Here is a 15,507-nt window from a genome sequence, read left to right as displayed (position 1 = left end):
CGATACGGCCGCCGCCAGCACCGCGGTCACCGCCAGCGCAGCGCCGACCCCGGCGGCGACCGTGCTGACCGCGCCCTCGGCCCCGAAAGCCAGCAGCAAGCCGGGCAAGGTGGTGTCCGGGCAGGTCTATTCCTATATGAAGGATGGCGTGCGCCACTACACCAGCGTCCGGCCGGCCCAGGTGGCCAGCCTGGGCCAGGTGCGCACCATCCGCTACAGCTACATCGAGCGCTGCTACGCCTGCGGGGCCAACCCGGGCGTGAACTTCGGTTCGGTGCGGCTCAACACCACCGCTTTCCAGGCCGAGATTGCCGCCGCCGCGCGCGAGTTCGGGGTCGAAGAGGCGATCGTGCGCGCCGTCATCCATGCCGAGTCGGCCTACAACCCCACGGCCGTCAGTCGTGCGGGCGCGCAGGGGCTGATGCAGCTGATGCCGCCCACCGCGCGTCGCTTCGGGGTCACTGATTCCTATGATGCGGCGCAAAACATCCGCGGTGGCGTGCAGTACCTGTCGTGGCTGCTCAAGCGCTTCAACGGCAACCTGACCCTGGCCGCAGCCGGCTACAACGCCGGTGAAGGCGCGGTTGACCGCCACGGTGGCGTGCCGCCGTACAGCGAGACACAGTACTACGTGAAGCGCGTCGCACTCCTGGCCGACCGCTACCGTGGAGCTGCAACGCAGCAATAATCCGATCAGTGCCATCGGATTCTTTCCGTTGTGTCGCCGAGTCAGGTTCCGCTATAGTCGGTTCCGATTCACGTGGACTGGCCCCCACCGGTCTACTGGCAGCCTCAAGCTACCTAAATCAATATCGGAGTGCCGGATGGCCAACGATGGGGTAAACGATCCAGTCAACACTGGTCGTCGACGATTTCTTTCCGCAACCACTGCGGTGGTGGGTGCCGTCGGCGTCGGGTTTGCAGCAGTTCCGTTCATCAAGTCCTGGAGTCCCAGTGCCCGCGCCCAACTGGCCGGTGCACCGGTGACCGCCGACATCAGCGCATTGCAGGAAGGCCAGCGGCTGGTCCTGGAATGGCGCGGTCAGCCGATCTGGATCGTCAAGCGCTCCAAGGCCATCCTGGAAGCACTGCCCGGACTGGACGGTCGCCTGAAGGACCCCGAATCCGGCGAGAAAGACCAGCAGCCGGACTACGTGCTGAAGGAAAATCCCGAATTCCGCTCGATCAAGTCCGATGTCTCGGTGCTGGTCGGGCTGTGCACCCATCTGGGCTGCTCACCGGAAATGGTCGCGGAAATCCGCCCCGAACCGTATGACCCGGAATGGAAGGGCGGCTACTTCTGCCCCTGCCACAAGTCGCGCTTCGACATGTCCGGCCGCGTCTTCAAGGACGTGCCGGCCCCGATCAATCTGCTGGTGCCTCCGCACCACTACCAGGACGACAACACCATCGTCATTGGCGTTGACCCGCAGGGGGCGGCTTGAGCATGGCCAACATACTTTCCCGCACCGCCACCGGCGTGGCCGACTGGGTCAACGAGCGTGCCCCTGGCCTGATGCCGATGTACCGCAAGCATGTCAGCGAGTACTACGCGCCGAAGAACTTCAACATCTGGTACTACTTCGGCTCGCTCGCGCTGCTGATCCTGGTCAACCAGATATTGACCGGCATCTTCCTCACCATGCACTACAAGACCAGCGCCGCCGAGGCCTTCACCTCGGTGGAACTGACGATCATGCGTGACGTCGACTGGGGCTGGTTGATCCGCTACATGCACTCCACCGGGGCCTCGCTGTTCTTCATCGTGGTCTACCTGCACATGTTCCGCGGGCTGCTGTACGGCAGCTACAAGAAGCCGCGCGAACTGGTGTGGATTCTGGGCATGCTGATCTACCTGGTGCTGATGGCGGAAGCCTTCATGGGCTATGTGCTGCCCTGGGGCCAGATGTCGTTCTGGGGCGCGAAGGTGATCATCTCGCTGTTCGGGGCGATCCCGGTGATCGGCAATGGTCTGACCGAATGGATCATGGGCGACTATCTGCCCAGTGACGCCACCGTCAACCGCTTCTTCGCCCTGCATGTGATCGCGCTGCCGCTGGTGCTGTTGCTGCTGGTGGTGCTGCACATTGGCGCGCTGCATGAAGTGGGGTCCAACAACCCTGACGGGGTGGAGATCAAGAAGGGGCCGAAGGGCAACCGCTGGTCACCGACCGCGCCGGCCGACGGCATTCCGTTCCATCCGTACTACACGCTCAAGGATGCAGTGGGGGCCGGTTTCCTGCTGGTCATTGCCGCCTTCATCATCTTCTTCGCGCCGGGCTTTGGCGGCCTGTTCCTGGAGCACGACAACTTCACCGAGGCCAACCGCCTGGTGACCCCGGAACACATCAAGCCGGTGTGGTACTACACGCCGTACTACGCGATGTTGCGGGTGGTACCGAACAAGCTGGGTGGCGTGCTGGTGATGTTCTCGGCCATCGCCATCCTGTTCCTGGTGCCCTGGCTGGACAAGGCCAAGGTCAAGTCGGTGCGCTATCGCGGCTGGATCTCCAAGGTCATGCTGGGCGTGCTGGCGGTGTGCTTCATCTGGCTGGGCGTGATCGGTTCCGGCCCGGGTACCGATGTGCACGAGACCTACATCGGTCGCGTGCTGACCTTCCTCTATTTCGCCTTCTTCATCACCATGCCGATATGGACCAAGCTGGACAGGACCAAACCGGTACCGGACCGGGTGACCATGCATGACTGACCATTGGATTGTGCGGCTGGCCTGCGCGGCCATGCTGATGCTGGCCAGCACCGTGGCCGGTGCCGCCGAGGGCGGCAAGACGCTGCAGGCCGGCAATGACCTGGGCGACCGCGCGTCGCTGCAGCGCGGCGCGCAGTTGTACATGAACTACTGCTCCGGCTGCCATGCACTGAAGTACCTGCGCTACTCGCGCATGGCAAAAGACCTGGGCCTGTCCGAAGAAGAGGTGATGAACAACCTCAACTTCACCGGCGCGGCCATCGGCGAAACCGTGGGGGTAACCCTGCCCAAGGCCGAGGCCGAGAAGTGGTTCGGCAAGATGCCGCCCGATCTCACCTTGATTTCGCGCGTGCGCGGCAGCGACTGGGTCTACACCTACCTCAAGTCGTTCTATCTGGATCCCAGCCGGCCGCTGGGCTGGAACAACGCGCTGTTCCCGAATGCGTCCATGCCCAACCCGCTGTGGGAAATGCAGGGTCTGCAGCACGCCGTGCATGGCAAGCCCGAGGCACCCGGGGCGGATGCACCGGTGACCGGGCTGAACATCGTCCAGCCGGGCAATGTGGACGCTGGCCAGTATGACCAGGCGGTCCGGGACATCACCAATTTCCTCGAGTATGCCGGTGAACCGGCCGCGCTCAAGCGCCAGCAGCTGGGCGTCTGGGTGATTCTGTTCCTGGCCTTCCTGACCTTCCTGCTGTATCTGCTGAAGAAGGAATACTGGAAAGACGTGCACTGAGCTTCACGCGCCCATCAACCCTTTGACCTATTGGCTTTTGTGATGGGGGGTTGCACACTCGGGCACTGGGACGACTGTCGGCAATGGGCCGGCAGCGCCGATACGGCCGACGGATTCGGTCGTTGGAGAGCCTTTGATGGCGGCGAGCGTACGCATGCGGAATACCCTGACGCTGTTTTCCTCGAACGATGATGTCCTGTGCCACCGCGTGCGCCTGGTGCTGGCCGCCAAAGGGGTCACCTATGATTTCGTGCCGGTCGACCCGCAGAACCCGCCGGAAGACCTGATCGATCTCAATCCGTACCATTCGGTCCCCACCCTGGTGGAGCGCGAACTGGTGCTGTACGCGGCCTCGGTGGTCAGCGAGTATCTGGATGAGCGCTATCCGCATCCGCCGCTGATGCCGGTGGACCCGCTGTCCCGCGCCCGCATCCGTCTGGCCATGCTGCGCATCGAGCATGACTGGGTGCCGCAGGTGCAGGCGATCCAGCTGGGCAACAAGACCCAGGCCGAAGCCGGCCGCAAGCGTCTCAAGGAGCTGCTGACCAGCTCGGTGCCGCTGTTCAAGGCCAGCAAGTTCTTCCTGAATCCTGAAATGAGCCTGGCCGATTGCGCCATGGCTCCGATCATCTGGCGTCTGCAGTCGCTGGACGTCGCGCTGCCCAAGGATGGCAAGGCCATCGAGGACTACGGCAACCGCATCTTCCGTCACCCCGGCTTCATGCGCAGCCTGACCGACCAGGAAAAGAAGCTGCGCGAGTTACCTGTGTGACCTCAGCCCGGCCGTGCGCGTACACTGGTCACCGGTATTCACGCTGATAATCAGCCGGGCATGGCCCGGCGCACCCCATGACTGAAGATACATTCCGCATGACCAGCCACCGCCCGTACCTGCTGCGGGCGCTGGTGCAATGGATCAACGACAACCAGCTCACCCCGCATATCCTGGTCGACGCCGGCATGCCGGGCGTGCAGGTGCCGCCCAGCGCGATCAAGGACGGCCGGGTAGTGCTGAACATCGCCGACCGTGCCGTGATGGGGCTGGAAATCGACAACACCTGGGTCAGCTTCGCGGCACGCTTTTCCGGCGTGAGCCACCCGGTGCAGGTGCCGATTTCGGCCGTACTGGCCGTCTATGCCCGTGAAACCGGGCAGGGCATGGCACTGCCCGACGACATTCCGGGCCATGAGCCCAGCCTGGACGACGACGACACGCCGCCGGATGACACACCGACCCCGGATGACACCCCGCCCAAGCCCAGCGGCGGACGCCCGCATCTGCGCGTGGTGAAGTAGGGGAAGAGAAGCAAGATCGGCGGCCATGGCCGCCGATCTTGCACTGCCGTCCAGTGCGATGGATTACTGGCAGTAATATTCGGCAGACGTTTCAGAGGTCTGCTCGTAGTACTCGGGCTGGCTGCCCACGCCGCTATCAATCAGGCTTACATTTCGCTGGTAGCTGATCGCGTAAGTTCCTGGGGTGGTGCACGCGGCAGGGAGTGCGCCTTGATATTGCCCTTGGCCAATGACGGTGTACATATAGTCTACGCAGTGGGTGCCGCCGCCTAGCGCTTCAGGGTCGGGGCGACAGGTGCCATAGTTGCCGTCGACGTTGGCCGCCCATCCAGTGCTTACATCCGTGGGGCAGGATCCATACCGCTCTGGTCCGATGTCCCCATAGGTGTATAGGCCGGATGGACCCACGACACCGCCTTGGCAGTAGTTGAAGTAGGACGTGATGTAGGGCGCGATACTTTCGTTATCGACCGTCAGAGTACGGCCCGTGTAAACCCACTGGCCTGCAAAGGCGCTAGGGGCGAACCCGACCATTGCCAGCAGAGAGGCGGCGATCAGTGGAAAGCGGGCCGAACGGGTGACATTGCGATGCTGTTGCTGGGTACGCATTGACATCTCTCCTTGATGGGATGGATACATCCGCGCCAACCAAGTCGTTGGCAGTTTGGTCTGTAAACAAAACGTCATAAAGTCAAACGTAATCAACTGCTTGCAAGGTGCAGCGACGGGCCGTCGAGCCATGATTGCCCGCCTCCTCGGTTCTACCGTGAGGTAAATGGGAGGGTCAATGCGGAAAGTAGCGTTGTGTAATCAGCTACTCATTTTTGAGGAGCCGATAAGCCTGCGCTGGGCCTGCCTCTCTAAACGTCCTGGGCATTGGAGGTGTCAGGCGATTGCCGGATCTCGCTGATTCGCGCCGCAGAGGGGCCGACAAAGGCCACCAGCTGGTCGCCGCGCAGCACCATGCGGCCGGTGTGTCGGTCGATGCCGTCATGCGAGTACTCGAAGCGGTAGGTGCGCTCCCACCCCAACCAGCCATTGTCTTTGCGGCACACCCGGATGCTGCTGGCATGCACCGCCTGGTCCAGCCACTGCACATCGGCCGCGCGACAGGCATTGCGGCCCAGCTCGATGGCGCGCTCGGCCGCCGCCCGCGAGGAATTCCAGAAGGCGTAGGCAAACGCGCCGGCAATCATCAACAGGATCAAGCTGGGCATCGAGGACTCGTCAAGGCGCAATGTCGTTAGCGACCAACATGGCGACAAGTCCCGGCCACTTCAAGCGACGTGGAGCCACGCCCTGCGTGGCTGCACTGCGTTCCGGCACCGCGAAGCCACGTAGGACGTGGCTCTACGATGACGTCTGTGGAGGCTGCGACTGGGGCTGCGGTTGTGGTTGCGGCCGTGGCGGAACCACGCGCGGGAACGTCGGTTTCTGCGGCGGCGGGGTTGCCGGCACGCCGGGCTGGGCAGGCACGGGTGACGGCTGGGTAGCCGGGGTGGACGCGGGCACCGGCGCGGGCGTGGAGCCCATCGGCGAGGCCGCGACCAGCTTCAGCAGGGCCGCCCAGTCCTGGCGGTTGAAATTGCACTCGTCTTCGCGGCCAGGCGTGCAGCCGATGTCATAGGGGCCGTAGGATCGGGCCGGCGGCAGCTGGATGCGGCCGCTGCGATCCAGCGACAGCTTGCGCATCGCCACCGTATTCATGACATTGCCGCCGATCAGGTACAGGGTGTGGTCGCCGCCCATGTTGGCCGCGACCACCACCTCGCAATGCGATTTCCAGTTTTCCACCTTGCCCCCGCTGAGCTGCTGCACCAGCCCGGAGTAGCTCAGCGTTTCGTCGCGGTCGCGCAGGTAGCACAGCAGGTCGCCGGGGGCGGGCTTTTCCAGCGCCGGGTTGGTCATCCGGTACGGCCCGCTGTTCTCGTACGCCGCGCGGATGTAGTCGATGTGGCGCGGGGAGCGGGTGAAACCCGGCACGCCTGCGCGGCTCATCACCCAGGAGATGAAGGCGGCCGACCACGGGTTGTCGATGATGAAGGCACGACAGTCGCTGTCGGTGTAGCGCGTACCGAACGGCTGCATGCAACTGGTCGCGCCGGGTTGGCTGCCCATCGGGCCCAGAGTGCCGCTGTCGCGCCAGTAGGCGACCACGCGCTGCCACGCCGGCATGCCGTCGTCAGACAGGTACAGGCGCTCGGCCTCGCTGACGCCGAGGTTGGCAGCCCGTCCTTCGCCGTCGATGAAGGGCCGGTACCACAGGCGGTGTTCGTTGCAGGCAGTGCGCACGATGCTGACGGCCAGCGGGCTCAGTCCATAACGGGGCGGGATGTCGCAGACTTCAGCCGCCGCCGCGGTAACGGGGGCGGCAGCGAGCAGCAGGCAGGCGGGCAACAGCATCCGGCGCATGCGCGTTCTCCGGTGGGGGTAGGGAGAGCGTCGCAGACCCACGTTGGGCAATTCGTGAAGGACAGGTAGTGCCGGCCGCTGGCCGGCACCACGTCAGCGCTTGGGCGGATCGCCCAGCTTCAACGACAGATCAATCGCCTGCACATGCTTGGTCAACCCGCCAATCGAGATGCAGTCCACGCCGTCCTCGGCGATCGCCCGCAGCCCGGCCAGGTCGACACTGCCTGACACCTCCAGCGGAATCCGCCCGGCGGCGAACTTCACCGCCTCGCGGCGCAGATCCGCATCGAAATCATCGATCAGAATGCGGTCGCAGCCCACCGCCAGCGCTTCGCGCAGCTGATCCAGATCCTCAACCTCGACCACCAGCGGCAGCTGCGGCCACTTCGCACGCGCTGCGTGCACCGCCGCGCTCAGCGAGCCGGCAGCGCGGATGTGGTTTTCCTTCAGCATCACCGTGTCGAACAGGCCCAGGCGATGGTTGTCACCGCCGCCGCAGCGCACCGCGTACTTCTGCGCCATGCGCAGGCCGGGCAGGGTCTTGCGGGTGTCCAGGATGCGCGTGCCGGTGCCGGCCACGGCCGCCACGTAGCGGGCGGTGGTGGTGGCGGTGCCGGACAGGGTCTGCAGGAAATTGAGCGAGGTGCGCTCGGCGCTGACCAGGCTGCGGTTGCGCCCCTGCAACGTTGCCAGCACGGTGCCCGCCTGTACCGCGTCGCCTTCCGCCACGCGCCAGTCGATCCGCACGTCGGGGTCCAGCGCCTGGTGGGTGGCGTCGAACCACGGCCGGCCGGCAATCACCGCGTCCTGCTTGCACAGCAGGTAGGCGCGGTCAGGCCGGTCGGGCAGCAGGGCGGCGGTGACGTCGCCGCTGCCGATGTCCTCGGCCAGGGCGCGGGCCACGTCCGCCTCGACCTGTGCGGCCTCGGGCGGCAGCAGGGCAGGGCTCATTGCGCCGGGAAGTCGGCGATCTGGGCGGTGGCGATGGCTTCTTCGGCCAGCAGCACCGGAATGCCGTCGTCGACCCGGAACACCTGCTTGCCGTCGCGGGTCAGCAGGGCTTCGCGCAGAGGCTGGCTCTGCGGGCTGCCGTCGGCCTTGGTCACGTTACCGGCCGAAATGGCCTGGTTGAGGGCCTCCAGGCCCTTCGCGGTGAGCAGGGACAGGGGCTGGCGGGCGTCCGGCGACACCAGCAGGTCAAGCAGCTTGCGATCCATGGGTTCTTCGTCTTGCGTGGAAGACGGCTAGAATACGTCTTTAAGGTAGGTGACGGCCAATGACCCCCAACCCCGCAGTGCCGCTCGTCGGCATCATCATGGGCTCCCGCTCGGACTGGGAAACCATGCAGCACGCCGCGCAGAAGCTTGATGCCCTCGGTGTTCCCTATGAAGTGAAGGTGGTCTCGGCGCATCGCACGCCGGACGTGCTGTTCACCTACGCCGAACAGGCCGGCGCACGCGGTCTGCGCGCCATCATCGCCGGCGCTGGCGGCGCGGCGCACCTGCCGGGCATGGTCGCGGCCAAGACCGCCGTACCGGTGCTGGGCGTGCCGGTCCAGTCCAAGGCCCTCAACGGCATGGATTCGCTGCTGTCGATCGTGCAGATGCCGGCCGGCATTCCGGTCGCCACCTTCGCCATCGGCAATGCCGGGGCGTCCAACGCGGCCCTGTTCGCGGCGGCGCTGCTGGCCCCGGAACAGCCGGCCATCGGCCAGGCGCTGGAAGCTTTCCGCTCGCGCCAGACCGAAGACGTCATGGCCCACGACGACCCGCGCCAATGACCCGTACCGTCGGCATTCTGGGCGGCGGTCAGCTCGCCCGCATGATGGTGCTGGCCGGTGCGCCGCAGGGCCTGCGCTTCGAACTGTTCGATCCTGCCGCCGACGCCTGTGCCGGCCAGCTGGCACCGCTGCAGGTGGCGGCGTTCGATGACGAAGCCGCCCTGGCCGCGTTTGCGGCAAAGGTGGACGTGGTCACCTTCGATTTCGAGAACGTGCCCGCGCACAGTGCCCGTTTCCTGGCCGAACGCGTGCCGGTGTATCCGAATCCGGACGCCTTGGCCGTGGCGCAGGACCGCCTGAGCGAAAAGACCCTGTTCCGCGAGCTGGGCATTCCGCTGCCGCCGTTCGCCGACATCCGCAGCCGCGATGAGCTGGCCGCGCGGGTAGGCGAGTTCGGGCTGCCGTGCATCCTCAAGACCCGCCGCCTGGGCTACGACGGCAAAGGCCAGTTCCGTCTGCGCAGCGAAGCCGACATCGACGCGGCCTGGGCCGCGCTCGGCGCACAGGTTGAGCGCACCGGGCTGATCCTGGAAGGTTTCGTGGCCTTCGACCGCGAAGTCAGCGTGGTTGCCGTGCGCGGCCGTGACGGCGAGTTCCGCGCCTGGCCGGTTACCGGCAACTGGCATGTGGACGGCGTGCTGTCGGTCAGTCTGGCCCCCGCCGTGCTGAGCCCGGTGCAGCAGCAGGCCGCCATTGGCTACGCCCGCACCCTGGCCGAGCGCCTGGACTATGTCGGCGTATTCGCGCTGGAACTGTTCTGCCGCGGCGACGAACTGCTGGCCAACGAAATGGCTCCGCGCGTGCACAACTCCGGGCACTGGACCATCGAGGGCAGCGAAACCTCGCAGTTCGAGAACCACCTGCGCGCCGTGCTCGGCCTGCCGCTCGGCGACACCCGCATGCTGGGGCATGCGTGCATGCTCAACTGGATCGGCGCGATGCCCGACGCGGCGGCGGTGCTTGCCCAGCCCGGCGGGCATTGGCACGACTACGGCAAGCAGCCGCGTGATGGCCGCAAGGTGGGTCATGCGACGCTGCGCGGTGATGATGCCGCGCAGCTGGCGGCGGATATGGAAGCAGTTGGTCAGGCGCTGGGTCGCGCAGAACAGGTGGCCCCTGCCGTAGCCGCGCTGCATCGGTAGTGCCGGCCGCTGGCCGGCAACCACGCTACTGCATGATCCCATGGTGATGCCGGCCAGCGGCCGGCACTACCGGGTCAATCGCGCAACCGCATCGCCACCGCCTCCCAGTTCACCACCTTCCAGAACGCCTCCAGGTACTTCGCCCGGTCGTTCTGGAAGTCGATGTAATAGGCGTGCTCCCACACATCACACCCCAGCAGCGGCGTGCTCTGGCCCACCAGCGGTGTACCCGCATTGCGGGTGACCTGCACGGCCAACGTACTGTTGGGATGCTGCACCAGCCACACCCAGCCGGACCCGAACAGCCCCAGCGCGGCGCGGTCGAACTCCTCGCGCAACCGGCGCAGGTCGCCGAAATGACGGCCGATCAGCTCCGCTAGCCGGCCCTGCGGCTCGGCGCTGCCGCGCGGCCGTAACCCCTCCCAGAAAAACGCGTGGTTCCAGGCCTGCGCCGCTGCGTCGAACAGCGTGCCCTGGCTCTGCCGGACCAGGTCCTCCAGCGGCAGTTCCGCGAGCTCGGTGCCTTCAATCCGTGCATTCACCGTCTCCACGTAGGCCCGGTGATGCCCCAGGTGCAGATCGAGACTGGCCGCCGACAGATGCGGCTGCAGGGCGGTGCGGTCGAAGGGCAGGCGGGGCAGGTCGAAGGGCATGGCGATCCGGGAGAGTGGGACACAGACGTCCGGCGCGGGGTCAACCGCATTACAATGGGCGCAGGGGAAGTCTATCCGACCACCCGGGGTCGGATGGTTCCGCAACGCAGGAGAGGTGTGGTGGCGGTCTTGCAGCAGATCCAACAGGAAGTCGATCGTTATCCCCTCGTGCTGTTCATGAAGGGCACCCCGCAGTACCCGATGTGCGGGTTCTCCAGCCGCGCCGTACAGGCGCTGATGGCCGCCGGTGCGGTCAATCTGCGCACGGTGAATGTGCTGGAAGAGCCGGAAGTGCGTGCCAACCTGCCGCGCTTCTCCAACCTGCCGACCTTCCCGCAGCTGTTCATCCACGGCGAGCTGATCGGCGGCTGTGACATCGTGCTGGAGCTGTTCGAGGCCGGTGAACTCAAGCGCATCGTCGAAGAGGCCGCGCACGGATGAGTGCGCTCCCGTCCGTGGCGGTCGGGAGCGGGTCGCTGGCCGACCGCATCATTCTCATTGCCGGTGCCGGCGGCGGCTTTGGCAGCGCCGCGGCGGTCGCCTGCGCGGCGGCCGGGGCTACGGTGGTCCTGCTCGGGCGCAAGCCGCGCCGGCTGGACCGGGTCTACAGTGCCGTCCAGGCCGTCGGTCCGGAGCCGCTGCTGTATCCGCTGGACCTGGAAGGGGCCACTCCTGATGACTACGCCACCCTGGCCGAGCGCCTGCAGAGCGAACTGGGCCGGCTGGACGGGCTGTTGTACTGCGCCGCTGACTTCGCTGGTCTGACCCCGTTCGAGCTGGCTGATCCGGCCGCGTTCGCGCGCGCCGTGCATGTCAACCTGACCGCCCCGGCGTGGCTGGCCCAGGCCTGCCTGCCCCTGCTGAAGCAGTGCGACGATGCCGCGCTGGTGTTCACCGTGGACGACCCGGCGCGGGTAGGGCAGGCATATTGGGGCGGCTACGGGGCCGCCCAGCACGGCCTGCGCGGCCTGATCGCCAGCCTGCACGCAGAACTGGCACGCGGTCCGGTGCGGGTTGCCGGGCTGCAGCCGGGCCCGATGCGCACAGCGCTGCGGGCACGGGCGTTCTCGCTGGACGAGGACCAATCGGCACGCCACCCGGCCGAATGCGCGGAGGCAGCGGTGCTGCTGCTGTCAGCCGCCGGGGTCCAACATCGCGGCCAGGTGTTCGATATCGCGCGTTGACCGTCTTACCGGTCACCGCGCTGCCACGTAGAGCCGGGCTTGCCCGGCTGCCTTTCGCGTCACCCCCCTGACATGAACGGCCATTACCTTCCGCCCTGCCGGCAAGGAGCCGGTATTTCCTGAACAGGCGGATGTGAAGAAAACGTCACGATTGCGTTGTGATGGTGTGCGCGTTGTCGCTAAACCGTCACATAACGGGGCTATCGTGTTAATCTAGTGTTAACCGTTGCGGCTGAAACCAGCCTGCGGCATAGGGAACCCAGATCTAAGTCCATTCAGCCGCTGCCGGGGCTGTGTGGGCGCGTTTTTTCTCCGCAAATCGCCACTCTCGCATCGAGGCTACCCAAAAATGACCCACCCACTCCGGATGTCCAAGCTCACCCTTGGTCTCGTGGCCGCTCTTGCCACCGCCCCCGCCTTCGCCCAGAGCACCTCTGCCGGTGTCGGCGGCCAGGTCACGTCCGCTGCAGGCGCGCCTGTTGCCGGTGCCGAAGTCACCATCACGCATACCGAGTCGGGCACCACCAGCCGTGCCACCACTGACGCCTCGGGTCGTTACGCTGCGCGCGGTCTGCGCGTGGGTGGTCCGTACACCATCACCATCAACAAGCCGGGTGAAGGCACCAAGACCGAAGAAGGCGTCTACCTGAACCTGAATCAGGTCAACACCATCAACGCCGCCCTGACCGGCGACGTCGCCGCCGCCACCAACCTCGACGCCGTGCAGGTTGTCGCCGTGGCCGGTGGTTCGGACGTGTTCAGCGCCTACAAGATGGGTACCGGTTCGAACGTCAACCGCGAAACCATCGACTCGCTGCCGTCGGCCAACCGCAACATCCAGGATTACATCCGCCTCGACCCGCGCATCTCGCAGGTCAGCAAGGCTGACGGTGCGATCTCGGTCGGTGGCCAGAATACCCGTTACAACGCCATCCGCATCGACGGCATCAGCGCCAGCGATCCGTTCGGCCTGGAATCCAACAACCTGCCGACCGAGCGTCAGCCGGTGTCGATGGATGCGATCCAGGAAATCAACATCGACGTTGCGAACTACGACACCACCATCGCCGGTGGTACCGGTGCGGTGATCAACGCCGTGACCAAGTCGGGTACCAATGATTTCGGCGGCACCGTGTACTACGCGTACCGTGACAAGGACATGGTCCGCAAGGACCTGGACGGCGTCCGCTTCAACGGCTTTGACGACGAAAAGACCTACGGCATGACCCTGGGCGGCCCGATCGTCAAGGACAAGCTGTTCTTCTTCGCCAACTACGAAAAGTTCGAGCGTTCGGCTCCGGGCGTCAGCGTCACCGATTCCCCGTACGGCAAGGGCAGCATCACCGATGCCGACATCGCCCGCGCGCAGCAGATCGCGACCGGTTATGGCTTCGACGCGGGCTCGCTGAACCCGCCGGCCAACAACACCGAGATCGAAGAATACGCACTGAAGATCGACTGGAACATCAGCGACAACCACCGTGCTGCCATCCGTTACAACAAGATGGAACAGAACGTGGTCCGCTTCCCGCAGATCAGTTCCAGCGCTGTTTCGCTGAGCACCTTCTGGTACCAGCAGCCGAAGACCTATGAATCCTGGATGGGCGAACTGTTCAGCGACTGGTCCGAGAACTTCTCGACCGAGTTCAAGGTTGGTTACAAGGACTACTCGGCCGTTCGCGCTACCGCTTCGAGTTTGCCGCAGATCCAGGTGCAGGGCTTCGGTGCCAGCGGCACGGATTCGCTGTACTTCGGTACCGAGCAGAACTCGCACGTGAACGTCGTCGAATCCAAGGAGCTGAGCGCGTTCGGTGCGGCTACCTGGTACGTTGGCGATCACACCGTCAAGTTCGGCTTCGACTACTCCGATAACGACCTGATGAACTACTACGGTCGTAATCTCAACGGCGTTTACATCTTCAGCAATCTGGATGCCTTCGCCGCCGGTACCCCGAACCGCTACATCGTGCGCACCCCGCAGCCGGGCGGCAGCTATGATGACATCCCGGCCAAGTACACGCTGAAGAACACCGGTCTGTTCGTGCAGGACAGCTGGGCGGTCAACAGCAACCTGACCCTGCAGCTCGGCGTCCGCGTTGATATGCCGGACTTCAGCGACCAGCCGCTGTACAACCCGCGCATCATGAATGCTTACGGCTACGACAACACCGTGCTGCCGGATGACAAGCTGGTGCAGCCGCGCTTCGGCTTCAACTACACCTTCGACACCGAGCGTCCGACCCAGCTGCGCGGTGGCGTGGGCCTGTTCGGCGGCGCGGCCCCGAACGTGTGGCTGGCCGGTGCATACCAGAACACCGGTCTGAACTACACCGAGTACGATCTGCGTAACCCGGGTGCCGTCTTCACCCCGAACGTCGACCCGCCTTACATTCCGGGTGGCACCGTCACCGGTCTGGACAACGTGGACATCGTCGAGCCGGGTCTGAAGCTGCCGTCGGTGTGGAAGTCGAACCTGGCCTTCGATACCGAACTGCCGTGGTACGGCATCGTGGCATCGGCTGAGTTCCTGTACACCAAGGTCAATGACGCGATCTACTTCGAACGTCTGGACCTGTACAACCAGGCTGGCGTGGGTGCTACCCGCATCGGTCAGGATGGTCGTGAGCTGTACTGGAATCCGGCTGGCTACACTCCGTGCACTGGCGTGAACTGCTCTATCCGCAACGGCAGCAATGGTGCCCAGGGCAAGTATCTGCGTCAGGCTGGCATGAACGACGTGCTGCTCATGCGCAACACCGACAAGGGCAGCAGCCGCCAGTTCACCGTCGGCCTGAACAAGCCGCTGATGGAAAACTGGGGCTGGTCGCTGGCTTACACCTACACCGCCGCGAAGGAAGTCAGCCCGCTGACCAGCTCGCAGAACACCTCCAACTGGGGCAGCACCCTCATTGGCACCGCCAACGAGAACGTGGCTTATGACTCGCGCTATGCGATCAAGGACCGCGTGACCGCCTCGATCAACTGGAAGAAGGCGTTCTTCGGCGACTACAACACCAGCGTCGGCCTGTTCTATGAAGGTCGTTCGGGTCGTCCGTACAGCTACATCTACTACAACGACATCAACGGCGATGCGGCTGCCACCACCGGTGCTGGCTTCTTCAACGACCTGTTCTACGTGCCGAATGGCCCGGGCGACGTCCTGTGGACTGGCGGTGCCGCGATGGAGCAGTCGTTCTTCAACTGGCTGAAGGCCAACCCGGAACTGGCCGCCTATCAGGGCCAGATCGCACCGGCCAACGCCTTCCGCACGGGCTTCGTGAATACCTTCGACGTGCGTATTTCGCAGGAATTCCCGGGCTTCATGAAGGAGCACAAGGGTGAGCTGGCGCTGGACATCATGAATGTCGGCAACCTGATCAACAAGAAGTGGGGCCGCATCAACGACTACGGTTTCAACTCGACCGCTCGTGTGGCCAGCTACGCGGGTATCGACCCGGCAACCGGCAAGTACATCTACAACTTCACCGGTTCCACCGATACCCCGACCATCCAGGAAAACAACAACGACAAGGGCAACACCGGCGTGTCGCGCTGGTCGATGCAGCTGACCCTGAAGTACAAGTTCTGATC

The 15,507-nt window shown here is 64.8% G+C and carries 17 protein-coding genes; 11 read left to right on the top strand and 6 right to left on the bottom strand.

Translation table 11 applies throughout. The features are described from left to right. The 6 genes from RT551_RS14255 to RT551_RS14230 form a co-directional block, all read left to right on the top strand. Window positions 1–688 (top strand): lytic transglycosylase domain-containing protein (locus RT551_RS14255; RefSeq protein ID WP_313459853.1); only part of this gene is annotated, 688 nt, incomplete at its 5' end. Between the two features lie 136 nt (window positions 689–824). Next, window positions 825–1,445 carry a ubiquinol-cytochrome c reductase iron-sulfur subunit gene (gene petA, locus RT551_RS14250; RefSeq protein WP_313459850.1) on the top strand — a complete coding sequence of 207 codons (621 nt, stop codon included), beginning with the start codon at window positions 825–827 and terminating at the stop codon, window positions 1,443–1,445. Between the two features lie 2 nt (window positions 1,446–1,447). After that, window positions 1,448–2,710, top strand: a complete 1,263-nt coding sequence (locus tag RT551_RS14245) for a cytochrome bc complex cytochrome b subunit (protein ID WP_313459848.1) — start codon at window positions 1,448–1,450, stop codon at window positions 2,708–2,710. After that, window positions 2,703–3,449 (top strand): cytochrome c1, encoded by a 747-nt coding sequence (locus tag RT551_RS14240; RefSeq protein ID WP_313459846.1) that lies wholly within the window; start codon window positions 2,703–2,705, stop codon window positions 3,447–3,449. The genes RT551_RS14245 and RT551_RS14240 overlap by 8 nt, the downstream gene beginning before the upstream one ends. 136 nt (window positions 3,450–3,585) lie before the next feature. Next, entirely contained in the window at window positions 3,586–4,221 is a 636-nt protein-coding gene (locus tag RT551_RS14235) for a glutathione S-transferase N-terminal domain-containing protein (protein WP_313459843.1), read from the top strand. 77 nt (window positions 4,222–4,298) lie between these two features. Beyond that, window positions 4,299–4,745 carry a ClpXP protease specificity-enhancing factor gene (locus tag RT551_RS14230; RefSeq protein WP_311190776.1) on the top strand — a complete coding sequence of 149 codons (447 nt, stop codon included), beginning with the start codon at window positions 4,299–4,301 and terminating at the stop codon, window positions 4,743–4,745. A 63-nt stretch (window positions 4,746–4,808) separates the two neighbouring features. Here the strand turns inward: RT551_RS14230 and RT551_RS14225 are convergent, their stop codons facing one another. The 5 genes from RT551_RS14225 to RT551_RS14205 all read right to left on the bottom strand — a co-directional run bounded on the left by RT551_RS14225 (window position 4,809) and on the right by RT551_RS14205 (window position 8,374). Beyond that, window positions 4,809–5,354, bottom strand: a complete 546-nt coding sequence (locus RT551_RS14225) for a hypothetical protein (RefSeq protein ID WP_313459841.1) — start codon at window positions 5,352–5,354, stop codon at window positions 4,809–4,811. 251 nt (window positions 5,355–5,605) lie between these two features. Further along, window positions 5,606–5,962, bottom strand: coding sequence for a DUF3301 domain-containing protein (locus tag RT551_RS14220; protein ID WP_313459839.1), 357 nt, complete (start codon window positions 5,960–5,962; stop codon window positions 5,606–5,608). Window positions 5,963–6,095: 133 nt separating this feature from the next. Further along, entirely contained in the window at window positions 6,096–7,157 is a 1,062-nt protein-coding gene (locus RT551_RS14215; protein ID WP_313459837.1) for a DUF2272 domain-containing protein, read from the bottom strand. Window positions 7,158–7,250: 93 nt separating this feature from the next. After that, window positions 7,251–8,108: a carboxylating nicotinate-nucleotide diphosphorylase gene (nadC, locus tag RT551_RS14210; RefSeq protein ID WP_313459834.1), complete on the bottom strand. Its 858-nt coding sequence runs from the start codon at window positions 8,106–8,108 to the stop codon at window positions 7,251–7,253. Continuing rightward, on the bottom strand, window positions 8,105–8,374 hold the full coding sequence (locus RT551_RS14205) for a Trm112 family protein (RefSeq protein WP_313459832.1): 270 nt from the start codon (window positions 8,372–8,374) through the stop codon (window positions 8,105–8,107). Before RT551_RS14205 ends, nadC begins: the two co-directional genes overlap by 4 nt. A 59-nt stretch (window positions 8,375–8,433) precedes the next feature. Between RT551_RS14205 and purE the strand changes: the two genes are divergently transcribed. Both purE and RT551_RS14195 read left to right on the top strand, forming a co-directional pair. Then, window positions 8,434–8,937: a 5-(carboxyamino)imidazole ribonucleotide mutase gene (gene purE, locus RT551_RS14200; protein ID WP_311190781.1), complete on the top strand. Its 504-nt coding sequence runs from the start codon at window positions 8,434–8,436 to the stop codon at window positions 8,935–8,937. Continuing rightward, window positions 8,934–10,079 carry a 5-(carboxyamino)imidazole ribonucleotide synthase gene (locus RT551_RS14195; RefSeq protein ID WP_313459828.1) on the top strand — a complete coding sequence of 382 codons (1,146 nt, stop codon included), beginning with the start codon at window positions 8,934–8,936 and terminating at the stop codon, window positions 10,077–10,079. The genes purE and RT551_RS14195 overlap by 4 nt, the downstream gene beginning before the upstream one ends. Window positions 10,080–10,153: 74 nt before the next feature. On the opposite strand, the gene RT551_RS14190 is transcribed toward RT551_RS14195, so the two are convergent. Continuing rightward, window positions 10,154–10,732 (bottom strand): superoxide dismutase, encoded by a 579-nt coding sequence (locus tag RT551_RS14190; protein ID WP_313459826.1) that lies wholly within the window; start codon window positions 10,730–10,732, stop codon window positions 10,154–10,156. Window positions 10,733–10,852: 120 nt separating this feature from the next. Between RT551_RS14190 and grxD the strand changes: the two genes are divergently transcribed. From grxD to RT551_RS14175, 3 genes are all read left to right on the top strand, one after another. Beyond that, on the top strand, window positions 10,853–11,173 hold the full coding sequence (gene grxD, locus RT551_RS14185) for a Grx4 family monothiol glutaredoxin (RefSeq protein WP_125362216.1): 321 nt from the start codon (window positions 10,853–10,855) through the stop codon (window positions 11,171–11,173). Further along, window positions 11,170–11,916, top strand: a complete 747-nt coding sequence (locus RT551_RS14180) for an SDR family NAD(P)-dependent oxidoreductase (RefSeq protein WP_313459824.1) — start codon at window positions 11,170–11,172, stop codon at window positions 11,914–11,916. The genes grxD and RT551_RS14180 overlap by 4 nt, the downstream gene beginning before the upstream one ends. A gap of 349 nt (window positions 11,917–12,265) precedes the next feature. Further along, complete coding sequence (locus tag RT551_RS14175; RefSeq protein WP_313459821.1) at window positions 12,266–15,505, top strand: carboxypeptidase regulatory-like domain-containing protein; 3,240 nt, start codon at window positions 12,266–12,268, stop codon at window positions 15,503–15,505. The last annotated feature ends 2 nt before the right edge of the window (window positions 15,506–15,507 follow it).

It is taken from the genome of Stenotrophomonas sp. (genome assembly GCF_032103445.1).
In the GTDB taxonomy this organism is placed as follows: Bacteria; Pseudomonadota; Gammaproteobacteria; order Xanthomonadales; family Xanthomonadaceae; genus Stenotrophomonas.
Note: the sequence above shows the minus strand (reverse complement) of the source record. Positions and strands in the feature narration are given on the sequence as shown.